A 26481-nucleotide genomic window follows, 5' to 3' on the forward strand; every position below is an offset into this window, starting at 1 on the left:
AGCTCAAGGAGGCGTAGCTGATGTCGAAAATGCTTAAAGTTGTGTTAATTGGCTTTGCCATTTACGCGGCAGCAGCTGCGCTGGTTCTGCACCTTTATCAAGCGGACCCGGAAAATATGAGTTGGCAGGAACGCGAAACCTTCAACCTCAAACAAATCGGCCGCCTTGACCTCGGCACCCAAAAAGATGACGTGATTCGTTTGCTGGGCTCACCAGATATTAGTGAAGCGAAAGCCACAGATAACGGCGAAGTCCTGATTTTATTTTATCGCACGCACCATGTGAAATCCGATGGCATTACCACGCGCGATGAATGCACCCCAATGCTCTTTAAAGACGGTTCATTGATTGCCTGGGGTGCTGACGCTTATAGCGAATATCAATCGTTTTAATGACACGCAACACCTCAGCAGCCAGCAAAATCTGCTATAGTTCGCGCCAATTGATGTTAGACACTTAATTTGACCTAGAAGTTAGAAGGTACCCGCGATGAGCACCACAATTACTGTAATCCCTGGCGACGGAATTGGCCCAGACATTATTGATGCCACACTGAAAATTCTTGACCAAGCTGGTTGTGATTTTAACTATGAGTTTGCCGATGCAGGCTTAGCCGCACTCGAGAAAACTGGTGAGCTGTTGCCGCAGGCAACGTTAGATGCAATTGCACGCAATAAAGCAACATTAAAGGGTCCGTTAACTACACCTGTTGGTGAAGGTTTTACATCAATCAACGTCAGCTTACGTAAACAGTTTAACCTCTACGCCAATGTACGTCCGGTAAAATCATTCAAGGGCACCCAAGCGCGCTACGAAAATATCGACATTATTACGGTACGCGAAAACACCGAAGGCATGTACTCAGGGCTTGGCCAAGTTGTTTCTGAAGACGGTTCTGAAGCACAAGCAATGAGCAAAATTACCCGCGCAGGCTGTGAACGTATCGTTCGTTTTGCATACGAACTAGCCCGCCGCGAAGGCCGTAAAAAGGTCACTGCAGTACACAAAGCGAATATTCTTAAATCAACCTCAGGGTTATTTTTGAAAGTTGCCCGTGAAATCGCCGCTGAGTATCCGGATATTCAGTCCGATGAAATGATTGTTGATGCGGTATGCATGAAACTGGTGATGAACCCAGAGCAGTTCGATGTGATTGTAACCACCAACCTGTTCGGTGATATTTTATCTGACCTGTGCGCCGGTTTAGTTGGCGGCTTGGGTATGGCACCTGGCGCCAACATTGGTGAGAAGTCAGCTATTTTTGAAGCGGTACATGGCTCTGCACCCGACATCGCTGGGCAAAACCTTGCCAACCCAACCTCAGTGATTTTGGCAGCAATTCAAATGCTCGAATATCTGGGCATGCATGATCAAGCCAAGCGCATTCTTGCCGCAGTAACCGACGTTATTGCCTCAGGTGACCGCACCACGCGTGACCTCGGAGGTACCGGCGGCACCACAGACTTTACCCAGGCTGTGATTGACCGCTTATAAAACCATATGAATAAAAAAACCGACCCTCAGGTCGGTTTTTTTATATCCAGCGAATATGCACGGTGACTTCTTCGCGGTCATGGTAAAGTTGCTTCGCTTGCAACTCAAACTTACCACGGCCCTGCTCCATCAAATCGCGCTTAATATGCTCTAAATATTCAGCCATTGCAGCGTAGCGCCGCTTCATAGGTAACTTAAGGTTGAAAATGGCTTCTTTGCAATCACCGTCAATCAACCAACTGGTCATCAGTTCGCCGACACGCGCAGGTTTTTCAACCATATCGCACACCAACCAAGTGACGTTCTTTTTCTTCGGTCGGTATTTAAAACCATCTTCACGAATATGCTTAACTTGCCCTGTCTGCATCAAGCTCTCAGCCATTGGTCCATTATCAACCGCCTGAACCATCATGCCGCGGCGCACAAGTTGATACGTCCAACCACCCGGAGCTGCACCTAAATCCACAGCATTCATGCCTGAGCTAATGCGCTCTTCACGCTCGTGTTCAGGAACAAATACTTGAAAGGCTTCGTCAAGCTTCAAGGTTGAGCGACTCGGCGCATCACTCGGTGAGCGCAAACGCGGAATCCCCATCAACCAAGGAGACTGATTAAATGAATAGGAAAAACCGATATAAATTTCTTTATTACTTAAAAAGAATGCGTGCAATGTTGGGCGCCGATCGCTCTCTTTTGCCGTCAACCAATCAATTTTTCGCAACCCTTGGCGCAATGGCACCGTGAACTTACGGCAAAACTTAGTGAGCTCTTTACCTAAATTAGTATCCGGTGTTTCCAGGCGCAAATCACCGCAGGGCTTAATGCCTGGAAAAGCTTCCATGACATCTTCATCCAACAACGCAACCTGCACCGCACTTACTCTGTCTTCTTGCGGAAGATCAGTAACATGCGCCAAAATCACAATAAATTGGCGGGTGAACATCAGTTCAGCAAGAAGTAACTTTTTGGCCAAGTGCTCGGCCTCTTCGCTTTGACAGCGATATACAACGTAACCTTGATGTGCCTTGGTTTGGCAATAGCCAAAAATGCCCAAAGCAGCAGTTTTATCCTGCAGCTCGGCGGCACAATCACTTTCAAATCCAGGCCGACAATAGGCCACAATTCCGGTCATTCATAACCCCTTGGTAAAACGCTATTCGTTATTTCATTAACCGCAGCTTGCCACAGCTGCTCACGCGTATAACCACTACGCTTGGTCGGCTCTAGACTGTGATCACCGCCATCAATCCATTTTACTGCAACATTGTTAGGTAGCTTGTAGCTCGCGACTTCATCAGGTTTGCCCAAGTTATCGCGTGTACCTTGAATAATTAAATTTCGCGTGCAGTTGTTGGCTAAGTCAGCTAAACGCAAGGTGTCAGGTTTGCCAACCGGATGAAACGGGAAGCCAAGTGCAATCGCACACCTTGCATTCAATTCATCAGCAAGCCGAAACGCTACCCGCGATCCCATCGACTTACCCATTAAAATTAATGGCTTATCATCATTAAATTGGCCAACCACGGTGCGCATGCAGTGCTCTAACTCGGGCATCCGGTTTGGCGGGCGTCGCACGCCGGTGTCCATAAACTTTTGCCAGTACGGAAAATTAAAACGTACAACTTCAATATCATTGAGTGCGAGTCCGAGTGCAAAATATTGCATAAAGTCGCTTTGCAACCCTGCTCCAGCGCCATGCGCAAACACCACACGTACACTGCCTTGCGCGTTATCACGTTGTATTGCAACACGCTGACTCTCACTCATAGCTGTCCTCTTCTTCCTCAACCACTTGCAGCAACCAATTTCGGAAGGTCGCGATTTTACCTACTTCTGACTGAGAGTCACGACAAACCAGATAAAAAGATTTTTGCCGTGGTAGTGCTTCTGGAAAAATTTGAATTAAATGGCCAGCGTCTATTTCCGGCTTAACCAACACATTATTCGCCAAAGCAATCCCCTGGCCGTGCACTGCAGCTTTAAGCGCAAGATTTGAGTGGCTAAAAATAGGCCCGTTGTCACCTTTGTCTTTATCAATGCCCACCAACTTAAACCAGTCTTTCCAGGCATTGCGCGTTTCATCATGCAATAACGTATGATTAAGAAGATCGCGCGGCTCGCGTAACGGTTTAGTGCCTGTCAGCAACAGCGGGGAGCAAACCGGTAGTAAGAATTCGTTGTGCAGTTTATATGCTTTCAGGCCAGGCCATTTGCCCGAGCCATAGTAAATGGCAACGTCAACATCATCGGTTAACGAACCATCAACTTCGTCCACAGCCCGAATTCGCACATCAATGTCAGGGCAAGCTTCACGGAAACGGCTAAGGCGTGGCACGAACCATAAAATAGCAAAGCTAGGGGGCAAGGATATTGTCAATGAGCCGCGTTGGCTGGCAAACTTCACCCGCTCAGTCGCTTGCACAATGTGATCGAATATTTCTTTTAATTCAAGAAAATAGGTTTGCCCTTCAGGGGTGAGTAGCAGCGATCTGTTACGCCGCAAAAACAACTGTACCCCCAAATACTCTTCAAGCCCTTTCACTTGATGGCTCACCGCCGCTTGGGTGACATAAAGTTCATCGGCCGCACGCGTAAAACTCAAATGGCGCGCAGCCGCTTCGAAAGCCTTTAAAGCATTTAATGGGGGTAATTTACGCATCAGTACTCGTTATAGTCGAACTCCACCGTCTATTTCTACCACACGACCGCTGAAGAAGTCATTCTCAATGATGTATCGGGCGCTGTGTGCAATTTCTTCCGGCTGGCCCCAACGGCGTAACGGAACCATGTTCAACGCACGCTCAATTGCTTCGGGCTTCATTTGTGCGGTCATTGGTGTTTCGATAAAGCCTGGCGCAATTGCGCCACAACGAATGCCAAAGCGCCCAAGTTCACGCGCCCAAGTGACAGTCATTGCAACCACACCAGCCTTGGTTGCCGCGTAGTTGGTTTGCCCCATATTACCGGCGCGCGCCACACTTGAAATGTTAATAATCACCCCACCCTTTCCAGCTTTCGCCATATGGGCAGCGGCTTCACGACCACATAAGAAACTTCCGGTTAGGTTCACATCCAATACCGACTGAAATTGTTGCAGCGGCATTTTGTGCGTAATTTCACCGTCTTTGCATTTAATCAGCAAGCCGTCACGTAAAATACCGGCATTGTTTATCAACACATCAACCGCACCGAAGTCAGCCGCAATGTCATTAAACACCTGCTCAACGGCCGCTTCGTCCGTGACATTCACAACGTAGCCTTTTACTTTTTTCGTACCTTTGTCGGTACAGATTTTTTCTGCTTCCGCCAAGGTATCAGCATTCATATCAATTAACGCCAACTGTGCGCCATCCACAGCAAAATGCTCAGCCATTGCACGGCCCAAACCTTGCGCGCCGCCCGTGATCACAATTGTACTTTCAGCAATTTTCATAATGTTTCCGTTACTTCGTGTTTGCTTTTACGTAGTTAAAAATACTGGAAAAGTCTTCCCGACCATGCCCCAGCTGCGACCAGCTACGGTAAAGATTATGTGTTAATGCGCCCATTGGCGTCGCCGCACCGCTAGCTAATGCTGCTTGCTGTGCCAAACCAAGATCTTTACTCATAAGGTCAACCAAGAAGCCGCCTTGATAGCCGTTACTCGAAGGGACATTATCCATCACATTAGGGCATGGATTATATACATCTAAAGTCCAGTTGCTCCCCGAGCTCTTCGACATGATTTCAGACAAGACTTTTGCGTCCAAACCATGCGCAATACCAAGCTGCAGTGCCTCTGACGTGCCAACCATTAACACGGACAACAGCATATTATTACAAATTTTAGCTACTTGTCCGGCACCAACATCACCGGCGCGGAAGATATTCTTACCCATGTGCTGCAACACGTCACGCGCGCGTTCTACATCGGCCTCTTGACCGCCACAGATAAAGGTAAGTGTGCCGGCCTTAGCACCACCTACGCCGCCTGAAACTGGGGCATCAATAAAGGAAATATTCTTGGCTTTTAGAGCAAGACCAACGTTACGAGCCGTGGCTGCACTGATGGTACTGCAATCAATCGCTAGCGCATTTTCGCCAAGCACATTGATTAAGCCATTGTCGCCCAAATAAACACTTTCAACGTGCTTATCGGCCGGCAGCATACTGATCACAAAGTCAGCGCCCTGCGCTGCCTCGGTCGCCGAGGCCGCACGTGTGCAACCAGCTTCTTCGGCTGCCAACAACGCCGCTTCCGCAAGATCAAATACTTGTACCTGGTGCCCACCTTTCACGAGGTTGGCCGCCATTGGGCCACCCATGTTTCCTAATCCAATAAATCCGACTTTAGCCATGATTGAACCTCAAATTCGTTGTTCGTACACTTCGCTGTTCGTTGTTCGTCCGTGCTACGCACTATTCGAATAGCGCAGCGCACGAATAGCGCAGCGGACGAATAACGAATAACGAATAACGTTATTGTTGTTACTTACCTAACTGCGCAAGGGGGTGCTCATCCGCACTCCACGGCGAGGTGAAAAAGCCGTCAACCTCTTCTGCTGAAACCTCAGCAACTGACGCATGTTGCCATTTAGGCTGCTTGTCTTTATCAATTAACAACGCGCGAATGCCTTCGGCGAAATCACCGCGCATTGCGCACTGCACCGACAACGTTAACTCAAGCCGGAAACAGTCCGCCAAGCTCAAATCCGTACCATGCTGCAGTTGATTCCAAACAATGTGCGCCGTCATTGGGCAACCGGCCGCTAACGTCTGACGCGCCTTGGCTAACCACTTGTCGTCAGTCTTATCATTCACAATCGCTGCCACAACAGACTCAATATCGGCACCGGCGGTTAGTTTTTTGATAAGGCGCTGATGCCCCTCAACTTGACCCGCTGGACGATGACTGCTGTCGCGTAAACTCAAACCGTTCAGTACGTCCGTTACTTTTTGTTGATTTAACGCGGCAGTGTCGCCCCATTTCACCTCACGCAATCCCGCAAGAACGTCGTCTTTACTGGTGCTCGCAATAAAATGATCGGCAAGTTTCAGGTAGAGGGCATCGGCCGCATTCATGTGTGCGCCGGTGATGCCTAAAAATAATCCGCAGCCGTCTGGCATTTGGTTTAAGAAATGGGTCGCGCCCACGTCGGGGTATAAACCAATAGTCACTTCAGGCATCGCCAACAGCGAGCGTTCAGTAACAATACGGTGGCTTGCACCGTTCATAAGGCCCATACCGCCGCCCATGACAATGCCATGGCCCCACAGCACAATTGGCTTCGGGAAGGTATGAATGGCGTAATCTAATCGATATTCCTGGCTAAAAAAGTCAGCGACTTCATCAACCAATACGCCTGGCTTAGCCTGCATCGCTTTATACATGGCAACAATGTCGCCACCTGCACAGAATGCCTTTTCGCCAGCGCCTTGAAAAAATACACAAGCAATGGCGTCATCGTCAGCCCATTGCTTCAATTTCGGCTGCATTAACTGAATCATTGGCAAGCTTAACGCATTAAGCGACTTTTCAGAGTTCAGCGTTGCAACGCCAATGCGCTTGCCATTTGCAGCTTCGAGTTCATCAAATAGTACTACTTGGTCCATGTTTGACCTCCGTTATAGACAAGAAAGCCACCCTTAAAGGATGGCTCGGTCCATATCTGCCAACAAGCGGCGCGCAATAATCACGCGCATGATCTCGTTGGTGCCCTCAAGAATTTGATGCACACGAACATCGCGTACATGCCGCTCCAGTGGGTATTCCTTGATGTATCCATAACCACCGTGAATTTGCAGTGCTTCGTTACACACCTGAAAACCCACATCGGTCGCAAAACGTTTAGCCATGGCGCAATAGGTGGTTTTATCCGCATCATTGCTGTCCACTTTAAATGCCGCCAAACGCACCATTTGACGCGCGGCAACAAGTTCAGTGGCCATATCCGCCAGCTTAAATTGCAACGCTTGGAAGTGCCCTAATTCTTTACCGAACTGGGTGCGCTCATGCATATAGTTGGTTGCAGTTTCCAGCGCTGCCTGCGCAGTGCCCACTGAACACACGGCAATATTAATACGACCGCCGTCTAAGCCCATCATGGCAAATTTAAAGCCTTCGCCTTCCTGGCCAAGCAGATTCTGTGCCGGAATCCGTACATCTTCAAAGGTAACTAAGCGAGTTGGCTGCGCATTCCAGCCCATTTTCGCTTCTTTCTTACCGTAGCTGATGCCCGCTGCGTCAGCCGGAACCACAAATGCCGAAATACCTTTCGGTCCGGGCTCGCCGGTGCGCGCCATAACCACTAGTACATCGGTACTACCGGCACCAGAAATAAACATTTTCGAACCATTTAGTACGTATTCGTCGCCTTCTTTTTTAGCTGACGTACGTAAACTCGCTGCATCAGAACCAGCACCCGGTTCAGTCAAGCAATACGAACCGAGCTTTTCGCCGGTCACAAGCTCAGGCACCCACTGTTCAATCACATCCGGCTGCGCGAATGAACCGATCATCCAGGTCACCATGTTATGAATGGTCATCATGGCTGTGGTTGCAGTACAGCCCATCGCCAACTGCTCAAAAATAAGCGCGGCGTCGAGTCGGCTCATGCCAAAACCACCCGCATCTTCTGGCGTGTACATGCCCATAAAACCCATTTCACCGGCTTTACGGAACACTTCAATTGGGAAATGAGACTCTTCGTCCCATTGCGCCGCGAACGGCGCCAGTTCTTTGTCAGCAAAAGCTTTTGCCGTATCGACAAAAGCTTGTTGGTCGTCAGTTAAATTAAAATTCATGACAACGTCCTATTACTTCAAATGAATAGTCATATTTGGACCGTTAGCGTCTTCAATATCGCTTTCGAACCAACGCGCAGTAATGGTTTTAGTTTCGCTATAGAAACGCACAGCCTGCTTACCATAAGCATGCAAATCACCAAAGAATGAACCTTTCCAACCAGTGAATGAGAAGAATGGTAGTGGCACCGGAATTGGAATATTGATACCTACCTGACCCACTTCAACATTGTGCTGGTATTTACGTGCAGCGGCACCGCTAGCGGTAAAGATTGACGTACCGTTACCGTATGGGTTGGCATTAACCATTGCTAATGCGTCATCCAAGGTGTCAACTTCAGTTGCACACAATACCGGGCCGAAAATCTCGTTCTTATAAATTTCCATATCGGTGGTTACTTTACCAAACATGGTTGGTCCAACCCAGTTGCCGTTCGGGAAGCCTTCAACTTCACAGTTGCGGCCATCAACCAACAGCTCAGCGCCTTCTTTTTGGCCCTGGGTGATGAAGTTTTCAACGCGTTGTTTTGCTTGTGGGCTAATTACCGGACCATAAGCGGCGTTTTTGTCATTCCATGCGCCCGGCTTAACTTTCGCAAGCTCAGCGGCTACTTCTGGAATCCACTCGCGTGCAGCACCAACAAATACCGCAACCGAAATGGCCATACAGCGTTGGCCAGCAGCACCTACAGACGCACCAACTAAGTTGCTGATCACTTGTGATTTATTTGCATCAGGCATGATCACACAATGGTTTTTCGCACCCGCAAATGCTTGCACGCGCTTCATGTTTTCCGTACCGCGACGGTAAATGTATTGACCTACCGCAACTGAACCGACGAATGAAATCGCACGCACAGCTGGCTCATCCAACAAGAAATCGACTTGTTCTTTGCCGCCGTGAATGACTTGCAATACGCCCTTCGGCGCACCAGCTTGTTCAAACAACTCAACCAAACGCGTTGGTGTAAGCGGGTCTTGCTCAGAAGGTTTAAGAATAAAGGTGTTACCACAGGCAATTGAAAGCGGGAACATCCATAACGGAATCATCGCCGGGAAGTTAAACGGTGTAATACCCGCGCACACACCCAATGGTTGCGTATAGCTGTAGCTATCAATACCGCGTGCCACGTTCTCAACCGTTTCACCCATCAGCAACGAAGGTATGTTTGCTGCGTGTTCAACCACTTCAATTCCGCGCCATACATCGCCTTTCGCGTCATCAAAGGTTTTACCGGTTTCGCTGGCTAGAATCTCAGCGATTTCATCGTGGTGCTCTTTAAGCAACGCTTGGTAACGCATCATAACGCGAGCACGTTCACTAACTGGCACTTCTTTCCACGTTAAAAACGCTTTCTTCGCGCTTTCCACGGCCTGCTTCATTTCGTCCTGTGTGGCGCATGGCGCCTGAGCGATTACTTCTTGTGTCGCCGGATTGGTTACATCAATCCAGTTACTGGTGTTCGACTGGACAAATTCACCGTCGATAAATAAAGGAACTTTCTTACTCATAATCACTACCTCGTTGTTTAATTCGTTTGTCGCATTTCGTATTTCTATATTGTCGGTCTTTTCATGGCGCTTTAACATCGACGATATTGCCCCTATAATGGACAAAATTGCGATCATCGGAGTAAAGCATGAGCCAACCCTCATCGTGGCCGCTACCTACGGGCAGCTCACGGGTGGTATTGCCGTTACAATTAACCCGCCAACTTTCGCGGCATCCATTAACCAAACACTTGTATCCATTGGCTTATGGCCATTATGTTGATGCTCTTGGCCACCAAGTTGAACGCCTGCAACACACCGATTTTCTATTAATATTTTGCCACCGCGGCCAAGGGTGGTTTCGCACCCAACATGCCGACGGTTCACTCGAAGCAGGTCAATTATTGCTACTCCCTGCTGGCGAGTCGCATGCCTATGCTGCATCCAACGAGCAACCGTGGAGTATTTATTGGGCGCATTTTCAAGGCTCAGCTGCCGCCGCATGCATGGACTTTCTTGAGCTAACCGCACAACAGCCAGTACTAACGTTAAGCCGCTGGCGGCAATTAATTCCCGTTGTTACCGACTTACTGAATTTACAAACGCAGCGGCACCAATTTGCGGCCGCTGTCGTGGCTGCTAGCCTACTGCAGCGCATTATTGTTGAGCTACCGCGTTTGACTTCGACCATGCAAGCGCCAGCTGGGTTCGATTTGCCCGCGCTCGAGCGCTTTATGTACGATAATTCTCATCGCGACTTAAGCCTAGACGAATTCGCTGACTTTGCTGGACTATCACGCTTTCATTTCAGCAAGAAATTTAAGCAGTTTACTGGCACCAGTCCCATGCGCTATTTTAACCAAATTCGGGTCAAATTAGCCTGCCAACTACTCGACAGTAGTACCGATTCAATTCGTCAAATTAGTCAACAGTTAGGGTTTGACGACCCCTACTACTTTTCGCGTTTATTTAAGAAAACTATGGGAATATCCCCACAATTTTATCGAGAAAGTTCAGTCGCTAAGGTACTCTCGCAAACCGACGCACTTTCATCATCAACAAACACCAAAACCTAGGAGCATCTATGTGGATTTTGTGGGCCGTTACCGCATTGTGGGCAGCAAGTTTTTCTCTAATCGGTGAGTTTCTCGCTGGCCAAGTTGACGGCTATATCGCAGTCTTTATCCGCATGGTGCTAGCGCTTGCGCTATTTCTTCCGCTGTGGCGTCCTGCCCGATTAGCCTTTCGGCAGCAATGGCAACTCGCATGCATCGGTGCCTTGCAAATTGGTGTTATGTATTTATTTCTGTATCACGCATTTCTTTACCTTACGGTGCCAGAAGTGCTCTTGTTCACTATTTTCACGCCACTGTATGTGACCTTAATTGACGACCTGTTCTTCGAGCGCCGTCATTTACCGTCACACTGGTGGCTTGCCGCTGCAGTCGCTGTTGTCGGTGCTGCGGTCATTCGGTTCGATGCACTCAGTGATGCGTTTCTTACCGGCTTTTTACTGATCCAGGCTGCGAACATTTGCTTCGCCGCCGGGCAAGTGTTTTATAAGCGCTTAGAGCTTGGTGATGCACGCAACCAACTGCACGCTTTTGCGCTATTTTTTGTCGGTGCCACCATCACCTCAGGCATTGCCATGATGTTGTTTGCCGACTTTACAAAAACCCCCACTACCAATTTGCAGTGGGGTATCTTGCTATGGCTCGGTCTCGGTGCATCAGGTTTTGGTTACCTGGCTTGGAACCTTGGCGCTAAACGCGTCAACGTGGCGCAACTGGCCACCATGAACAATATGCTGATACCTGCCGGCCTTATCATTAATTATGTGTTTTGGGGGCAAGCCGTCGACTGGCTTCGACTTGCCCTAGGTGGTGCCATTCTGCTGGTTGCAGTTTGGCTGGCCTCTAAGCGCCGAAATTAAAGCATTTCTACCGCGACAGCCACAGCTTCACCGCCACCAATACATAATGAGGTTACGCCGCGTTTTTTACCGCGGTTTTGCAAGGCGTGAAGCAACGTAACTAATAATCGTGCACCGCTCGCGCCAATTGGGTGGCCTAACGCACATGCGCCGCCATTCACGTTCACTTTGTCGTGATCTAAATCCATCTGTTGCATCGCTAACATGGTGACCATGGCAAAGGCTTCGTTAATTTCCCAAAGGTCAACGTCGTCTTTGCTCCACTGCACTTTGTCGAGCAACTTGTTCATTGCACCAATTGGCGCCACCGTGAACTCAGCCGGAGCCTGCGAATGCGTGGCATGCCCAACAACGCGCGCCAACGGTTTTAAACCACGCGCTTTAGCGTCACTTTCACGCATCAATACCAGTGCTGCAGCACCGTCGGAAATAGAACTTGAGTTTGCTGCAGTTATCGTGCCGTCTTTCGCAAATGCGGGGCGTAAGCCTGGAATCTTGTCCGGCATGGCTTTGCCCGGCTGTTCATCAATCTCAACCGTCACATCGCCCTTGCGGGTAGAATAAGTCACCGGTGTAATTTCATTCACAAACAAGCCGTCTTTAATGGCGTGTTGCGCGCGGCTCAACGATGCCAGCGCGAAATTGTCCATCGCTTCGCGACCAATGCCATACTCATCTGCAGTACTCTGCGCGTAACAGCCCATGGCTTTGCCTTCATAGGCATCTTCTAAACCATCAAGCATCATGTGGTCATAGATTGCGTCGTGTCCCATGCGGAAACCGCCGCGGGCCTTTTTCAGCAAATACGGTGCATTCGACATGCTCTCCATACCGCCAGCGACAACCACATCCGCCGAACCCACGTGGATAAGATCATGTGCAAACATCACCGCTTTCAAACCTGAGCCACATACCTTATTAATTGTGGTTGCACCCGCACTGCGCGGCAATCCAGCATAGAGCGTCGCCTGACGCGCCGGAGCCTGGCCTAAACCGGCTGGTAACACATTCCCCATAATCACTTCGTGCACATCGTCACCTTGCAAACCACTTTCAGCAAGGGCTGCTTTAATTGCGATTGCACCTAAGTTCGGAGCACTTACTTCGCCGAGACTTCCTTGAAAGCCGCCCATAGGGGTACGTTTCGCGGCAACAATGACTACTGCATCAGACATAATATCTCCTGTTGGAATAACTAATAACGATTTCGGTATCTCTTACCTTTACGTTAACGTCAACTTGCATTAAGCTTAACTGTCTAAACAACCACAAGCAAGTAAAAATGAACGCATCAACTATCTACAGTATCGGTGAAATTGCGCGGGAATTCGACATTACCACCCGTAGTATTCGCTTCTATGAAGACCAAGGCCTGCTCTCGCCGCAACGGCAAGGGCAAACACGCTTATACACAAATAAAGATCGCGTGCGTTTAAAACTAATTCTGCGTGGCAAACGTTTAGGGTTTTCGTTGGCAGAAACGAAAAACCTGTTTGACCTGTACGACATGGAAAACAGTAGCGCACGCCAACTGCACACCGTATTAGCGCTGATTGACGACAAAAGAATGTCGCTCAAACAGCAACTTGAAGACATCAAAGTACTATTGGTAGAACTCACTAACTTAGAAGATCGTTGTCGCGATGAGCTTTCAGAAATAGAAGCAAATCAAAAGGTAACGGGTTCTGTAGCACCAAATCAGGAGTAATTATGATCAGTCAATACACCACCTTTAATTTCGGCCTTGGCGAAACGGCAGAAATGATACGTGAATCTGTGAATGCCTTTGCGCGTGACGAAATTGCGCCGCGTGCCGCTGAAATTGATGAAAAAAATGAATTCCCTGCTGACCTTTGGCGCAAAATGGGTGACTTAGGTCTTTTAGGCATGACTGTACCTGAAGAATTCGGTGGTTCCGGCTTGGGTTACCTTGAGCACGTGGTTGCTATGGAAGAAATCAGCCGCGCCTCAGCATCCGTTGGCCTGAGCTATGGTGCGCATTCAAACCTATGTGTGAACCAAATTGCCCGTAACGGCAATCAAGCACAAAAAGAAAAATACTTACCTAAACTCTGCAGCGGCGAGCACGTCGGTGCATTGGCCATGAGCGAACCCAATGCCGGTTCTGATGTGGTAAGTATGAAACTGCGCGCTGACCTGCAAGGTGATCACTACGTGCTGAACGGCAACAAAATGTGGATTACCAATGGCCCTGACGCTGATGTGTTGGTGGTTTATGCAAAGACTTCTCCTGAGAAAAGTTCACGCGGAATCACCGCATTCATTATTGAAAAAGATTACCCGGGCTTTAGCACTGCACAGAAACTCGATAAGCTCGGCATGCGCGGTTCAAACACCTGTGAATTGGTTTTTGAAGACTGCAAAGTGCCGGTAGAGAACATTTTGGGCGAATTAGACCGTGGTGTTGAAGTATTAATGAGCGGTTTGGATTACGAGCGTGCCGTTTTAGCATCTGGCCCATGTGGCATTATGCAGGCATGTTTGGACGTCGTGATTCCCTATCTGCATGACCGCAAGCAATTCGGTAAAGCCATTGGCGAGTTCCAGTTAGTGCAAGGCAAAGTCGCTGACATGTATACCCGTACCAATGCAGCGCGTGCATACGTTTATGCCGTTGCGCAGTCCTGTGACCGTGGTGAAACCACCCGTAAAGACGCTGCTGGCGCAATTTTATATGCTGCCGAACTTGCCACGCAACTCGCACTCGACGCCATTCAATTACTCGGCGGTAACGGGTATATTAACGAGTACGCAACAGGTCGTTTGCTGCGTGACGCCAAGTTATATGAAATTGGCGCAGGCACCTCAGAAATTCGTCGCATGCTGATCGGCCGCGAGCTGTTCAGCGAATCCGCATAAGTAGAATCAGGAGTCGCAATCGTGACGGTATTAACCAGCACAGTGAACCCCAAAGACGAAACATTTTTGGCCAATCAACAAGCCATGCAGAGCGTGGTGGATGATTTGTACGCCAAAGCTGAACAAATTAAACAAGGTGGCGGCCCGAAGTATCAAGAACGTCACCTTGCGCGTGGCAAGTTACTTGCCCGCCAGCGCATTGAAAAATTACTCGACAGCGGCTCGCCGTTTTTAGAAGTTGGCCAGTTCGCGGCGTGGGAATGTTACGAAGACTACGTGCCCGCTGCCGGTGTGGTTGCTGGTATTGGCATGGTTGAAGGCGTGCAATGCATGATCGTCGCTAATGACGCCACGGTAAAAGGCGGCACCTATTACCCGCTGACCGTGAAAAAGCATTTACGCGCGCAGGAAATAGCCGAGCGTTGTCACCTGCCCTGTATTTATCTTGTCGACTCTGGTGGCGCTAACCTGCCACGCCAGGACGAAGTATTCCCGGACCGCGATCACTTTGGCCGTATTTTCTTTAATCAAGCCAACATGTCCGCCAAAGGCATTCCGCAAATCGCTGTGGTCATGGGTTTGTGTACCGCTGGCGGTGCTTATGTGCCAGCCATGGCCGACGAAAGCATTATCGTTAAAGAGCAAGGCACAATCTTCTTAGCGGGTCCGCCACTTGTAAAAGCAGCCACCGGCGAAGAAGTAAGCGCCGAAGAACTTGGCGGCGCTGATGTTCACACCCGTATTTCTGGTGTTGCCGATCACTTTGCTATGAATGATGAGCACGCCTTGGCGTTAGCGCGCCGTTCAGTGGTGCGGTTAAACTATCAAGGTGCTGAAGCCGTGAAGCCAGAGCCGGTTAAAGAACCGCGCTTCGATGCCAAAGAATTGTACGGCATTGTCGGTACTGATCTACGTAAGCCTTATGATGTTCGCGAAGTGATTGCGCGCGTGGTTGATGATTCTGATTTTGATGAATTCAAACAGAATTACGGCAACACCTTAGTCACCGGCTTTGCCCGCATTCACGGCTACCCAGTTGGTATTGTGGCAAACAACGGCATCTTATTTTCTGAATCAGCCCAAAAAGGTGCGCACTTTATTGAGTTGTGCGCCCAACGCAAAATTCCATTGGTGTTTTTACAGAACATCACCGGCTTTATGGTTGGTAAAAAATACGAAGCGGAAGGCATTGCTAAACACGGTGCGAAAATGGTTACCGCAGTAAGCTGTGCACAGGTTCCGAAATTTACGGTATTAATTGGTGGCAGCTACGGCGCCGGTAACTATGGCATGTGTGGCCGAGCTTATGACCCAACTCTGATGTTTATGTGGCCAAATGCCCGCATTTCGGTCATGGGTGGCGAGCAAGCCGCTGGCGTTATGGCGCAAGTGACCAAAGACAACTTGGCGCGCAAAGGTGAAACCATGAGCGCCGATGACGAGCAGAAGCTTAAACAACCGATTGTCGACACCTATGAGAAGCAAGGGCACCCTTACTATGCCTCTGCCCGCTTATGGGACGACGGCATCATTGACCCCGCGCAAACGCGGTCGGTGTTAGGTTTAAGTCTTGCAGCCGCCAACAATGCACCAATTGCCGACACCAAGTTCGGCGTATTCCGCATGTAAGGAGCACGCATGACTTATACAGCAATTGAATTACAGATAACCAATCATGTCGCTTGGCTAACGCTGAATCGCCCAAAGGTGCATAATGCCTTTGACGACAGCATGATTGCTGAACTGCTTGATGCTTTGGCCCACGTGCGCGACAACGACGCTGCGCGCGTGTTGGTGCTGCAGTCAAATGGGAAGAATTTTTCCGCCGGCGCTGATTTAGGTTGGATGCGCTCGATGGCCGCGAAAAACTACGACGAAAACATTGCCGATGCCGGTGAATTATCGCGCTTAATGCAAGAACTCGATGAACTGCCCAAACCAACTATTGCACTCGTGCAAGGTGCGGCCTTCGGCGGTGCGGTTGGGTTAGCTGCGTGCTGTGATATTGCCTTAGCCACCCCAGCCAGCAGTTTTTGCCTGAGCGAAGTTAAAATTGGCTTAATTCCAGCAGTTATTAGCCCGTATGTGATGCGCGCCATAGGCACCCGCCACGCGCGTCGTTACATGCTTACCGCGGAACGCTTCGATGCTGAAGAAGCGGCGCGTATTGGGCTGGTACACAACGTGGTAGACAACCTGCAAGAGGCCGCGACACCGCTTATTGAAGACTTGGTAGGCAATAGCCCCGCGGCAGTAACCGCGGCGAAACAGCTGGCGTTGGCCATTGATCAACAACCACTCAATGCAAGTACGCGGCGTATCGCCATTGAACGCATTGCAGAAATTCGGGTTTCGGCCGAAGGCCAAGAAGGTCTTACAGCGTTTTTAGAAAAGCGTGCGCCGAACTGGAAAACTTCACACAAATAAGGATAAGCAATGTTGCAAAAATTGCTGATTGCTAACCGCGGCGAAATTGCATGCCGTGTTATTCGAACCGCTCGCGACCTTGGTATTCGTACTGTCGCGGTTTACTCTGATGCCGATCGCAATGCACAACATGTGCAGCTGGCTGATGAAAGTATTCACATTGGCCCGGCGCCAAGTGCGGAAAGTTATTTAGTTATCGACAAAATCATTGCTGCCGCAAAAGAAACCGGTGCCGATGCCATTCACCCAGGTTATGGCTTTTTATCCGAGAACGAAGAATTTGCCGATGCCTGTGCCAGCAATAACATCATCTTTGTCGGCCCACCGACCAGTGCCATTGCGGCGATGGGATCAAAAAGCGCGGCGAAATCGATCATGAGCGAAGCTGGCGTGCCGCTGGTGCCGGGTTATCACGGCAGTGACCAAAATGTTGAAACACTGCGCAGTGAAGCTGAGAAAATCGGCTACCCAGTGCTGCTTAAGGCAGCCTACGGTGGCGGTGGTAAAGGCATGCGTGTGGTTGAAACCGCGAAACAGTTTGATGAGGCGTTAAGTTCTGCCAAGCGCGAGGCTCAAGCCTCGTTTGGTAACGATAAAATGCTGGTGGAGAAATTCATCGGTAATCCGCGCCACGTTGAGATTCAAGTTTTTTGTGATGAGCACGGCAACGCCGTTTACTTGGCTGAGCGCGATTGTTCAGTGCAACGCCGCCATCAAAAAGTAATTGAAGAAGCGCCGGCGCCGTCCATCAGTACCAAAACCCGTACCGAAATGGGTGAAGCCGCAGTGCGCGCTGCCCAAGCGATAGACTACGTTGGTGCAGGCACGGTTGAGTTCTTGCTCGATACCGACAATAAGTTCTACTTCATGGAAATGAACACCCGCTTGCAAGTTGAGCATCCAGTAACTGAAATGGTTACCGGGCAGGACTTGGTCGCATGGCAGCTATTGGTCGCCAGCGGTGAGCCGTTACCACTTGCGCAAGACCAAGTTGAAGTGAATGGCCACTCGTTTGAAGCGCGAATTTACGCGGAAGACCCAGAACACGAGTTCTTACCAAGTACTGGCACCCTGCATGTGCTGCGCCCACCACAGGCCAACGCCCATGTGCGCATCGACAGTGGTGTTATCGAAGGTGACGTGGTCAGCTCTTACTACGACCCTATGATTGCCAAACTGGTGGTCTGGGGTGAGAACCGTACCATTGCGTTACGTCGTCTCATGCAAGCATTAAATGACTATCGCGTTGCTGGTGTACGCACCAATATTGATTTCTTACGACGTATCGCGGGGCACAAGAAATTTGGCCAAGCCGAATTAACCACCCGCTTTATTGAAAAATATGACGCAGACCTATTCACCGACACCAGCCACTTAGTGAATGACTACGCTGTTATGGCGACACTGGCTGAACGCTTGGATGAGAAAGCTAGCAAATCAGCAAACCCATGGTTGACTCAGCATAGCTTCCGCATGAATCAGCCACGCCAATTTGGCTTGAGTTTGCAACATGGCGATGACTTGCTGGATATCAATTTGGCAGAGCGCGACAACGCTTGGTACCAAGCCGAGCATGACGCCGCATGGCAGGTTGACCGTATTGGTGAGCAGTTATTTTTCACCCGTAACGGCCGTCGCTTCAAGGCGCACGTGATGCGTGCTGCGCATGAAATTGTCGTAATGACAGAACACGCGAGTTTACGCTTTAATCGCCACAACGTAACCGATACACTTGAGCAAGAAACCGCTGCCGGCACGCTCACTGCGCCGATGAATGGCACGGTCGTTCAAGTTATGGTTAACGCAGGCGATAACGTCACCGCTGACCAAGCCTTGGTAATCATGGAAGCCATGAAAATGGAATACACCATTCGCGCACCACGCGATGGGGAAATTGATCAAGTATTCTACCAAGCCGGCGACTTAGTCAGCGATGGTGCCGAGCTCATTAGTTTAAAAGACGAATAAGGACAACCCATGGCATTGCCTAAGCAGGTGAAAATTGTTGAAGTCGGCCCGCGTGATGGTCTGCAGAACGAACTTGCCGTGCCGGTTGAAGCAAAGATTGCATTGGTCAACGCATTGGGCCATGCCGGCCTAACGTACATTGAAACCGGCGCGTTTGTGAGCCCCAAATGGGTGCCGCAGATGGCTGATAGCAGTGACGTTTTTGCCGGTATCGAACGCTTGGCTGGGCGCACCTACGCCGCCTTGACGCCTAACTTAAAAGGCTTTGAAGCGGCAGTTGCCGCTGGTGCTGACGAAGTAGCCATATTTGGCGCGGCATCAGAGGCATTTAGCCAGAAAAACATCAATTGCAGTATTGCGGAAAGTCTTGAGCGTTTCGCACCCGTGATTGCGGCAGCACAGGCGCGTAACATGAGAGTACGCGGCTATGTTAGTTGTGTATTGGGTTGCCCCTATCAAGGCGAAGTAGCCCTCGACGACGTTGCCTGGGTAGCTGAAAAACTATGGCAGATGGGCTGCTACGAAGTGTCGCTGGGCGATACCATTGGGGTCGGCACGCCGCTTCATGCCCAACGCATGCTCAGCGCTGTGGCCGCTAAAGTACCCATGGAACACTTAGCGCTGCACTTTCACAATACCTATGGCCAAGCTCTGGCCAATATCGCCAGTTGCTTACCTATGGGTGTTGCCACCATAGATAGCGCGGTGGCAGGCCTCGGTGGCTGCCCTTATGCCAAAGGTGCCAGCGGCAACGTAGCCACAGAAGACGTGGTCTTTATGCTGCACGGTATGGGCATAGATACCGGTATCAACTTAAATCAACTCGTTCAAGCCGGTGCTGATGTGTGCCAACATCTTAATCACGGCCCGCGCTCGAACGTTGCAATCGCAGAACTTGCAAAACAGGATCGCACACCATGACAACACCTATAATGTGGCAACCTGACTCAAGCCAAATTGCTGCGGCGCGCATGACCGACTTTATGCGAACCGTAAACCAGAAACACAATCAATCATTCGCAAATTACGCTGACTTACACGCATGGTCAGTTGACCAAAATGAAGCATTTTGGCGTTCAGTTTGGGACTATTTTGACATTATCGGCGAACGCGGCGAGCGTACTTTGGTAAATGGCAGCAAACTACCCGGCGCGCAATGGTTTCCAGATGCGCAGCTAAATTTTGCCGAAAATCTGCTCCGCTTTAATGACGATCACATTGCGATCGTGTTTCGCGGAGAGAACGGCGCACGTCAGCAACTCACCTACGCAGAATTACGTCATGAAGTCGCGGCGCTCGCTTCAGCTCTGAAAAAGCAAGGCGTTAGCGCTGGTGACCGCGTTGCGGCAATGATGCCCAACTGCATCGAAACCATCATTGGTATGCTGGCCACCACCAGCTTAGGCGCCATATGGTCAAGCTGTTCGCCAGACTTTGGCGTGCAAGGCGTGGTTGATCGTTTCGGTCAAATAGAGCCAAAAGTATTTATCACCGTTGATGGCTATTTTTATAACGGTAAACAACTGGATATCAGTGAGAAAGTTGCTGCAATTCGTGAGCAACTGCCTTCCGTTGAACAAACCATTGTCGTTAACTTTGCTGGTTTCAACCCAAAATTCAGTGCCGGTATAAGCGCATGGAACGACTATCTTGATCGCAGTACCACCACGCTCGAATTTGTTCGTATGCCATTCAATGCCCCGCTCTACATCATGTTTAGCTCAGGCACCACGGGCGTTCCGAAATGCATCGTACATGGCATTGGCGGCACCTTGCTGCAACATGTGAAAGAACATGGTTTGCATACCGATATTGACCGTGACGATGTGGTTTTCTACTTCACCACCTGCGGCTGGATGATGTGGAATTGGTTGGTGTCTGGCCTCGCTCAAGGCGCCACCCTACTGCTGTTTGACGGCTCGCCTTTTTATCCGGGCCCTGAAGCCATGTGGGATATCGCCGAACAAGAAAAAATCAGTGTGTTCGGCACCAGTGCCAAATACCTTTCGGCACTCGAAAAAGCCGAGTACAAACCAGCTCAGCACCATCAATTGAGTGCCCTGCGCGCAATTCTCACAACGGGCTCAGTATTGGCGCCAGAAAGTTTCGATTACGTGTACCGCGACATTAAACAAAACATCTGCCTGTCCTCTATTTCTGGCGGCACTGACATTGTTTCTTGTTTTGCCTTGGGCAATCCGATATTGCCTGTATACCGCGGTGAGCTGCAATGCAAAGGGCTCGGCCTTGATGTGCAAGTATTTAACGACCAAGGTGTTGCAGTGACCGAACAAAAAGGTGAGTTAGTTTGCTGTAAAAGCTTTCCTTGCATGCCAATTGGATTTTGGAATGATGAAGACGGCCAGCGTTATTTCAATGCTTACTTCGCACGGTTTGATAATATTTGGGCGCACGGCGACTATGCTGAAATCACCGAACATCAAGGCGTTATCATTTACGGGCGTTCAGATGCAGTACTGAATCCAGGTGGCGTGCGCATTGGCACCGCAGAGATTTATCGTCAGGTTGAAAAAATTGATGCGGTTTTAGAAAGCATTGCCATCGGCCAACGCTGGCAAGACGACGAACGTGTAGTGTTATTTGTGCGTTTACGTGACGGCGTGGAACTGACCGACGAACTGCAGCAGCAAATTCGTAAAGTGATTCGCGCCAATGCCACACCGCGCCATGTGCCTGCCGTTATTGCACAAGTAACCGACATACCGCGTACTATCAGTGGCAAAATCGTCGAGTTAGCGGTGCGTCAAGTCGTGCACGGTGAAACCGTTAAAAATACCGATGCATTAGCCAACCCTGAAGCCTTAGCGCAATTTAAGAATCGCGCTGAGCTACAACACGGTTAAGGACAATCCATGCAGAACATGCGTTCACTCATATTTACGGCCATATTTGGCTTGGGCTTAACCGCCCTGGCCACGGTATTGCTGGAGCAATACGACCACCGGCGCGTGGATGAACGCATGCAATCGGATGCCCAGAGTCTGCAATCCAATGTGCGTGGTAGCCTTATTCGGTTGCTCTATGCCGGTGAGCTGGCGAGTGAGCTTCTGCAAGCCAGTGAGCGCGAGCCATCGGCGCAGTTACCCATGCTGCAGCAGGCAATGTCGACGTTCTACCAGTCAGTGCGCCAAATTGTCGTGCTGGATGAAAATTTTAACCTGCTGGATCAAGAGCTTTTGGCTGGCAATGAATTGCTGAATGTTGCCAATTATGAAGGCAACGCAACCCAACTGGCCAAGCTTAATGAATTGAATAGCGGCACCGCGCTTGTCGACGCCCAAAACTTATCCCTGCATAGTCACGACCTCGCACTGTTTATTCCAGTAACGCATGCGGAGCAACGTTTCTTTATTGCGCTGGTCATTGATGTTAAAGAACTGCTCAAGCAAAGCATTCATCACCATATTATTGAAGGCTATCAAGTTGAAGTGCACCAAAATAATGCGCTGATTTACGCTTTTGCGGGTGAACCCGATCTCAAGCATGAGTGGTCGGCTGAATTTACCATCCGCGCGGCCGACAACAATTGGCAATTTCATTTATGGCCAACCGCCGAAAAATTCTCCCAATTGCATCTCGTCAACTCCTACGTGGTGCCTTTGCTCGGCATGTTTATGACCGGCTTTCTAATGCTGCTGGTTTTTCGCATGACCATGTATGAGCAAACCATTAAATCACTGCAACACGATAAGGATGAATTGGGCGTTCAGCTGAAAAAACGTGACGAAGTTGAAAAACAACTGGCATTTCTTTCAGAACACGACGCTCTTACCGAAGTGCCCAACCGCAACGCGCTGCTACGTTATCTGCACGAAACGCTGCCCGAGCTAGCCACAAAACAAGGTCAGCTGGTTGCCATTCAACTGAATGTTGATCACTTCAAAGATATTAATAATGCACTTGGTCACAAAATCGGTGACGAGCTATTGCGACGACTTGCCCACCGTTTGCAGCGCTGTGTGGTCAATTTTGACTTTATCGCGCGTATTGGTGGCGATGAATTCTTGGTCATCAAGCAAGGGATAACCACTGATGAGCAAGCGATGGAGATCGCTGAGCAGTTGGTACGTAGTGTGAAACCTGAGTTTTATATCAACAGTCACGAAGTCTACGCCTCAGCGTCAATGGGTATTGCGTTCGCTAATGACGCTGACTTTGATGCTGACAACTTGCTGCGCCATACCGATGCTGCCCTAAATCAAGCCAAGAAATTCGACTACCATGGCATCAATATTTATACCCGTACGCAACAATCCGAGCTATCAAAGCGTCAATTCGTTTTAGAGCAATTGCACAAAGCTGTCGAGACCAATCGGGTCGAAGTGCATTATCAGCCGGTGTTTGATTTACGAACGCAAACTATTACTGGTTTTGAAGCACTCATGCGCTGGCGGCAAGATGATGGCGAACTCGCCCTGCCCGATCAGTTTTTACCGCTAATTGAAGACACGGGGCTCATTGTTCCGTTAACGGATAATTTATTAAAACGCGTACTGACTGATTACCGCGCATGGCTTAAAGATGGTAATACCGAACTAACCATCGGTATCAACCTTTCCGGCAAGCAGCTCGCGCTGCCAGAACTGCCAGAATTATTAGCCAATAACTTACGCAGAAATCAGGTGCCGCCAGAAAACCTTCACATTGAAATACGTGAAGAACTCTATTGCAGCCATGCCTGCCAGCCCGATGGTATATTGGCGAAATTGAAAGAGCTTGGTGTGAAACTAACGGTTGACGGTATGGGCTTAAATCACAAAACCATTAAAGCGATGCAGCATTGTCCGCCCTATTTATTAAAAATCAGTCAACCCTTAATGAGTGATATTCCGCATAACAAAATACAAGCTCTGATTGCGGAAACCATGATTAAATTCGGTCACGAGCGCAGCATACAAGTCAGCGCTGTGGGCGTGGAAACCCAACAACAAGTCGATTTTTTATTACAACGTGATTGTTTGTCTGCACAAGGTTATTACCTTGCACGGCCTGTGCCCGCAGACCAAGTGCCAACAATGTTGGCAAACCCAACAATCCCGAACAATTACGTGCCCTATCAGGAGTAAACTATGCAACGCGAAAGTATGGAATTTGATGTCGTTATCGTCGGTGCCGGCCCTGCTGGTTTAAGCTGTGCGATTCGGTTAGCGCAGCAAGCTCAAGAACGCGAGCAAGAGCTCATGATATGTGTGGTAGAAAAAGGCTCTGAGGTGGGTGCCCACATATTGTCAGGTGCCGTATTTGAGCCGCGCGCCCTAAATGAACTCATCCCCGACTGGAAGGAGCGCGGCGCGCCCCTAAAAACAGCAGTTACCGATGACCAAATCATGCTCTTCAAGAATGCGGAGAAGGCAACGCGTTTACCCGGTTTTATGGTGCCAAAAACCTTCCATAACCATGGCAACTATGTAGCCAGCATGGGGAACCTTTGCCGTTGGTTGGCTGAACAAGCTGAACAACTTGGTATCGAAATATTCCCAGGCTTCCCAGCTGCGGACATTATCCTGGAAGAACGCCGCGTTGCTGGCATTATTACCGGTGATATGGGTCTTGATAGCAACGGCGAAAAAAAGCCAGGCTTCGAACCCGGCATGGAATTACGCGCGAAATACACCGTATTCGCAGAAGGCTGTCGCGGCCACTTAGGTAAGCGCCTGCAGCAGCAGTTCAATTTGGCCGAAGGCAAATCGCCTCAGCATTACGCCATTGGTTTCAAAGAAATTTGGGACGTCCCTGCCGAGCAGCATCAACCTGGTTTAGTCGTTCATACCACCGGCTGGCCACTGACCGATGAAGCCAGTGGTGGTGGTTATTTGTATCACGCCGAAGACGGTCAGGTATATGTTGGTCTCATCGTTGACTTAAACTACAGCAACCCGTATTTGAATCCGTTTGGTGAATTCCAGAAATTCAAAACCCATCCCGAAATAGCCAAAACCCTACAGGGTGGTAAGCGCGTAACCTATGGCGCGCGGGCCATTACGAAAGGCGGTTTTTATGCCCTACCGAAAATGACTTTTGCCGGTGGTGTGCTGGTTGGCTGTAACGCTGGCACATTGAACTTCGCAAAAATAAAAGGCAACCACACAGCCATGAAATCGGGCATGTTAGCTGCGGAAAGCATTTTCGCAGCACTGCAAAATGAACAGGTTCCAGCTGAATTGCCCGACTATGCAGAACGCTTTGAGCAATCGTGGTTATACGACGAACTGTATCGCTCACGTAACTTTGGTCCGGCAGTTCACAAGTTCGGTACTATTTTAGGCGGTGCATACAACACGCTCGATCAGAACTGGTTTGGTGGCAAACTGCCGTTTACCATCAAAGATGAAACCACAGATCATAGCCAAATGCGTAAAGCCAGCGAGTGCAAACCGATTGACTATCCAAAGCCTGACAATAAACTCACATTTGATCGCCTTTCGTCGGTATTTTTATCCAATACCAACCATGAAGAAGATCAACCGTGTCATTTGAAATTAAAAGACGCATCTATTCCACTCAACGTGAATTTACCCGAGTATGCAGAACCAGCTCAACGCTACTGCCCTGCCGGTGTTTATGAAGTGGTTGAGGAAAATGGCGAAGCCGTATTTAAAATAAATGCGCAAAACTGCATTCACTGTAAAACCTGTGACATTAAAGACCCATCGCAGAATATTACCTGGGTTACCCCAGAGGGCACCGGTGGCCCAACGTATCCAAACATGTGATGTATAAAAGCCCAACAAAAAACCCGCCTCTTGAGCGGGTTTTTTATTGCTTACAGGCGGGCGCTTAATGCATATGAACGGTTACCTCGCCAACGCCGTTATCAATGTTGATGCGGCTTTCACCATTCGAATACGCGCGGCTGTTTGCCGTCATTAAAAAGCGGTTGTTCTCGATATTTCCTGTACCTTTGATGGTGCTATCACCGACCCCCACATCGACTTTTACACTGGAATAATCACCGTATAAATCGAGATTAACTTCACCAACACCAAGATCAAATTGCAGATTGGTTGTCCATAGCTCACCTTCAATAACACCCACACCTAAATCGGTATCAACCCGTGCAACTTTAGGTAATTTGATTACCCAGTCAATTTGAATACCGTCTTGTTTCGGTACGCTTAACGTAATACGGTTGCCAGACTGCTTTGCCTCAAGCTCCGCATCTTCAACATGTCCGTCTTTATTGAAAAAAGTGTCGTCGTCTTTATACGCGCGAATCGCAACGTGCATCACGTCACCTTCGGTACGTTCAAAGGTGATTGTTCCTACACCTGAGTCGAACTCAACTTCAGTAGCAGCTGTGACCGTATATTCCGCTTCAATATTTTTTTCTTCTTGTGCATGCGCAGTAGCGGTAAATGGGATACTCGCTAGAGTTACTCCAGCAATCATACAAAACGCGATACTCCAAGTTGTGCGTTGGCGGTTCATTGTTGTCATCTCCATAACAGTGTCAGTAGTTACCGTCTTATTCAGACGTTTTAAAA

General features: G+C 49.3%; 23 protein-coding genes. 13 read left to right on the plus strand and 10 right to left on the minus strand.

The genetic code is table 11. The features are described from left to right. The first annotated feature begins 20 nt into the window (after positions 1–20). Together EGC76_RS03785 and EGC76_RS03790 are read left to right on the plus strand one after the other, a co-directional pair. Entirely contained in the window at positions 21–392 is a 372-nt protein-coding gene (locus tag EGC76_RS03785) for a DUF3192 domain-containing protein (RefSeq protein ID WP_128351686.1), read from the plus strand. A 97-nt stretch (positions 393–489) separates the two neighbouring features. Continuing rightward, a complete protein-coding gene (locus EGC76_RS03790) occupies positions 490–1494 on the plus strand; it encodes an isocitrate dehydrogenase (RefSeq protein WP_128351687.1) in 1005 nt (334 codons plus the stop codon). Between the two features lie 40 nt (positions 1495–1534). Here the strand turns inward: EGC76_RS03790 and rlmM are convergent, their stop codons facing one another. From rlmM to EGC76_RS03830, 8 genes are all read right to left on the minus strand, one after another. After that, positions 1535–2626: a 23S rRNA (cytidine(2498)-2'-O)-methyltransferase RlmM gene (gene rlmM, locus EGC76_RS03795; RefSeq protein WP_128351688.1), complete on the minus strand. Its 1092-nt coding sequence runs from the start codon at positions 2624–2626 to the stop codon at positions 1535–1537. Next, positions 2623–3261, minus strand: a complete 639-nt coding sequence (locus EGC76_RS03800; RefSeq protein ID WP_128351689.1) for an alpha/beta family hydrolase — start codon at positions 3259–3261, stop codon at positions 2623–2625. The genes rlmM and EGC76_RS03800 overlap by 4 nt, the downstream gene beginning before the upstream one ends. After that, positions 3254–4156, minus strand: coding sequence for a transcriptional regulator GcvA (locus EGC76_RS03805; RefSeq protein ID WP_164876789.1), 903 nt, complete (start codon positions 4154–4156; stop codon positions 3254–3256). Before EGC76_RS03805 ends, EGC76_RS03800 begins: the two co-directional genes overlap by 8 nt. 6 nt (positions 4157–4162) lie before the next feature. Continuing rightward, positions 4163–4927 (minus strand): SDR family oxidoreductase, encoded by a 765-nt coding sequence (locus tag EGC76_RS03810; RefSeq protein ID WP_128351691.1) that lies wholly within the window; start codon positions 4925–4927, stop codon positions 4163–4165. Between the two features lie 10 nt (positions 4928–4937). Then, the gene (gene mmsB / locus EGC76_RS03815) at positions 4938–5831 is read right to left on the minus strand and encodes a 3-hydroxyisobutyrate dehydrogenase (protein WP_128351692.1); all 894 of its coding nucleotides are present in this window, start codon (positions 5829–5831) and stop codon (positions 4938–4940) included. 130 nt (positions 5832–5961) lie between these two features. After that, positions 5962–7086 carry an enoyl-CoA hydratase/isomerase family protein gene (locus EGC76_RS03820; RefSeq protein ID WP_128351693.1) on the minus strand — a complete coding sequence of 375 codons (1125 nt, stop codon included), beginning with the start codon at positions 7084–7086 and terminating at the stop codon, positions 5962–5964. A gap of 33 nt (positions 7087–7119) precedes the next feature. After that, the gene (locus EGC76_RS03825; RefSeq protein ID WP_128351694.1) at positions 7120–8277 is read right to left on the minus strand and encodes an acyl-CoA dehydrogenase family protein; all 1158 of its coding nucleotides are present in this window, start codon (positions 8275–8277) and stop codon (positions 7120–7122) included. A 12-nt stretch (positions 8278–8289) separates the two neighbouring features. Beyond that, positions 8290–9789: a CoA-acylating methylmalonate-semialdehyde dehydrogenase gene (locus tag EGC76_RS03830; protein WP_128351695.1), complete on the minus strand. Its 1500-nt coding sequence runs from the start codon at positions 9787–9789 to the stop codon at positions 8290–8292. A gap of 128 nt (positions 9790–9917) precedes the next feature. On the opposite strand from EGC76_RS03830, the gene EGC76_RS03835 reads away from it, so the two are divergent. After that, positions 9918–10844 carry a helix-turn-helix transcriptional regulator gene (locus EGC76_RS03835; protein ID WP_128351696.1) on the plus strand — a complete coding sequence of 309 codons (927 nt, stop codon included), beginning with the start codon at positions 9918–9920 and terminating at the stop codon, positions 10842–10844. 8 nt (positions 10845–10852) lie between these two features. Beyond that, positions 10853–11701 carry an EamA family transporter gene (locus tag EGC76_RS03840; RefSeq protein WP_128351697.1) on the plus strand — a complete coding sequence of 283 codons (849 nt, stop codon included), beginning with the start codon at positions 10853–10855 and terminating at the stop codon, positions 11699–11701. Here EGC76_RS03840 and EGC76_RS03845 read toward each other — a convergent pair. Next, positions 11698–12879, minus strand: a complete 1182-nt coding sequence (locus EGC76_RS03845) for an acetyl-CoA C-acyltransferase (RefSeq protein WP_128351698.1) — start codon at positions 12877–12879, stop codon at positions 11698–11700. The genes EGC76_RS03840 and EGC76_RS03845 overlap by 4 nt on opposite strands. 104 nt (positions 12880–12983) lie before the next feature. Between EGC76_RS03845 and EGC76_RS03850 the strand changes: the two genes are divergently transcribed. The 9 genes from EGC76_RS03850 to EGC76_RS03890 are packed head-to-tail and all read left to right on the plus strand — an operon-like array spanning position 12984 to position 25710. Beyond that, on the plus strand, positions 12984–13409 hold the full coding sequence (locus EGC76_RS03850; protein WP_128351699.1) for a MerR family transcriptional regulator: 426 nt from the start codon (positions 12984–12986) through the stop codon (positions 13407–13409). Between the two features lie 2 nt (positions 13410–13411). Continuing rightward, on the plus strand, positions 13412–14581 hold the full coding sequence (locus tag EGC76_RS03855) for an isovaleryl-CoA dehydrogenase (RefSeq protein WP_128351700.1): 1170 nt from the start codon (positions 13412–13414) through the stop codon (positions 14579–14581). A 21-nt stretch (positions 14582–14602) separates the two neighbouring features. Then, positions 14603–16210, plus strand: coding sequence for a carboxyl transferase domain-containing protein (locus EGC76_RS03860; protein ID WP_128351701.1), 1608 nt, complete (start codon positions 14603–14605; stop codon positions 16208–16210). Between the two features lie 9 nt (positions 16211–16219). Further along, positions 16220–17008, plus strand: coding sequence for an enoyl-CoA hydratase-related protein (locus EGC76_RS03865; RefSeq protein ID WP_128351702.1), 789 nt, complete (start codon positions 16220–16222; stop codon positions 17006–17008). Positions 17009–17017: 9 nt separating this feature from the next. Beyond that, entirely contained in the window at positions 17018–18976 is a 1959-nt protein-coding gene (locus EGC76_RS03870; RefSeq protein ID WP_128351703.1) for an acetyl/propionyl/methylcrotonyl-CoA carboxylase subunit alpha, read from the plus strand. A 9-nt stretch (positions 18977–18985) separates the two neighbouring features. Then, positions 18986–19897 carry a hydroxymethylglutaryl-CoA lyase gene (locus EGC76_RS03875; RefSeq protein ID WP_128351704.1) on the plus strand — a complete coding sequence of 304 codons (912 nt, stop codon included), beginning with the start codon at positions 18986–18988 and terminating at the stop codon, positions 19895–19897. Further along, positions 19894–21840, plus strand: coding sequence for an acetoacetate--CoA ligase (locus EGC76_RS03880; RefSeq protein WP_128351705.1), 1947 nt, complete (start codon positions 19894–19896; stop codon positions 21838–21840). The genes EGC76_RS03875 and EGC76_RS03880 overlap by 4 nt, the downstream gene beginning before the upstream one ends. Positions 21841–21849: 9 nt before the next feature. After that, positions 21850–24063, plus strand: coding sequence for a putative bifunctional diguanylate cyclase/phosphodiesterase (locus EGC76_RS03885; protein ID WP_128351706.1), 2214 nt, complete (start codon positions 21850–21852; stop codon positions 24061–24063). Between the two features lie 3 nt (positions 24064–24066). After that, entirely contained in the window at positions 24067–25710 is a 1644-nt protein-coding gene (locus EGC76_RS03890; protein WP_128351707.1) for an electron transfer flavoprotein-ubiquinone oxidoreductase, read from the plus strand. A gap of 64 nt (positions 25711–25774) precedes the next feature. On the opposite strand, the gene EGC76_RS03895 is transcribed toward EGC76_RS03890, so the two are convergent. After that, positions 25775–26425 (minus strand): hypothetical protein, encoded by a 651-nt coding sequence (locus EGC76_RS03895; protein ID WP_128351708.1) that lies wholly within the window; start codon positions 26423–26425, stop codon positions 25775–25777. Positions 26426–26481 lie beyond the last annotated feature (56 nt).

The organism is Pseudidiomarina gelatinasegens, from assembly GCF_004025325.1.
Lineage (GTDB): Bacteria > Pseudomonadota > Gammaproteobacteria > Enterobacterales > Alteromonadaceae > Pseudidiomarina > Pseudidiomarina gelatinasegens.

Excerpts from the sequence above, each read along its gene's own strand:
- EGC76_RS03895 (WP_128351708.1), bottom strand. The coding sequence starts at position 26,425 with ATGAACCGCCAACGCACAACTTGGAGTATCGCGTTTTGTATGATTGCT.
- EGC76_RS03880 (WP_128351705.1), top strand. The coding sequence starts at position 19,894 with ATGACAACACCTATAATGTGGCAACCTGACTCAAGCCAAATTGCTGCG.
- EGC76_RS03785 (WP_128351686.1), top strand. The coding sequence starts at position 21 with ATGTCGAAAATGCTTAAAGTTGTGTTAATTGGCTTTGCCATTTACGCG.
- EGC76_RS03865 (WP_128351702.1), top strand. The coding sequence starts at position 16,220 with ATGACTTATACAGCAATTGAATTACAGATAACCAATCATGTCGCTTGG.
- EGC76_RS03800 (WP_128351689.1), bottom strand. The coding sequence starts at position 3,261 with ATGAGTGAGAGTCAGCGTGTTGCAATACAACGTGATAACGCGCAAGGC.
- EGC76_RS03850 (WP_128351699.1), top strand. The coding sequence starts at position 12,984 with ATGAACGCATCAACTATCTACAGTATCGGTGAAATTGCGCGGGAATTC.
- EGC76_RS03825 (WP_128351694.1), bottom strand. The coding sequence starts at position 8,277 with ATGAATTTTAATTTAACTGACGACCAACAAGCTTTTGTCGATACGGCA.
- mmsB (WP_128351692.1), bottom strand. The coding sequence starts at position 5,831 with ATGGCTAAAGTCGGATTTATTGGATTAGGAAACATGGGTGGCCCAATG.
- EGC76_RS03830 (WP_128351695.1), bottom strand. The coding sequence starts at position 9,789 with ATGAGTAAGAAAGTTCCTTTATTTATCGACGGTGAATTTGTCCAGTCG.
- EGC76_RS03885 (WP_128351706.1), top strand. The coding sequence starts at position 21,850 with ATGCAGAACATGCGTTCACTCATATTTACGGCCATATTTGGCTTGGGC.
- EGC76_RS03870 (WP_128351703.1), top strand. The coding sequence starts at position 17,018 with ATGTTGCAAAAATTGCTGATTGCTAACCGCGGCGAAATTGCATGCCGT.
- EGC76_RS03840 (WP_128351697.1), top strand. The coding sequence starts at position 10,853 with ATGTGGATTTTGTGGGCCGTTACCGCATTGTGGGCAGCAAGTTTTTCT.
- EGC76_RS03855 (WP_128351700.1), top strand. The coding sequence starts at position 13,412 with ATGATCAGTCAATACACCACCTTTAATTTCGGCCTTGGCGAAACGGCA.
- EGC76_RS03875 (WP_128351704.1), top strand. The coding sequence starts at position 18,986 with ATGGCATTGCCTAAGCAGGTGAAAATTGTTGAAGTCGGCCCGCGTGAT.
- rlmM (WP_128351688.1), bottom strand. The coding sequence starts at position 2,626 with ATGACCGGAATTGTGGCCTATTGTCGGCCTGGATTTGAAAGTGATTGT.
- EGC76_RS03835 (WP_128351696.1), top strand. The coding sequence starts at position 9,918 with ATGAGCCAACCCTCATCGTGGCCGCTACCTACGGGCAGCTCACGGGTG.
- EGC76_RS03790 (WP_128351687.1), top strand. The coding sequence starts at position 490 with ATGAGCACCACAATTACTGTAATCCCTGGCGACGGAATTGGCCCAGAC.
- EGC76_RS03810 (WP_128351691.1), bottom strand. The coding sequence starts at position 4,927 with ATGAAAATTGCTGAAAGTACAATTGTGATCACGGGCGGCGCGCAAGGT.
- EGC76_RS03820 (WP_128351693.1), bottom strand. The coding sequence starts at position 7,086 with ATGGACCAAGTAGTACTATTTGATGAACTCGAAGCTGCAAATGGCAAG.
- EGC76_RS03890 (WP_128351707.1), top strand. The coding sequence starts at position 24,067 with ATGCAACGCGAAAGTATGGAATTTGATGTCGTTATCGTCGGTGCCGGC.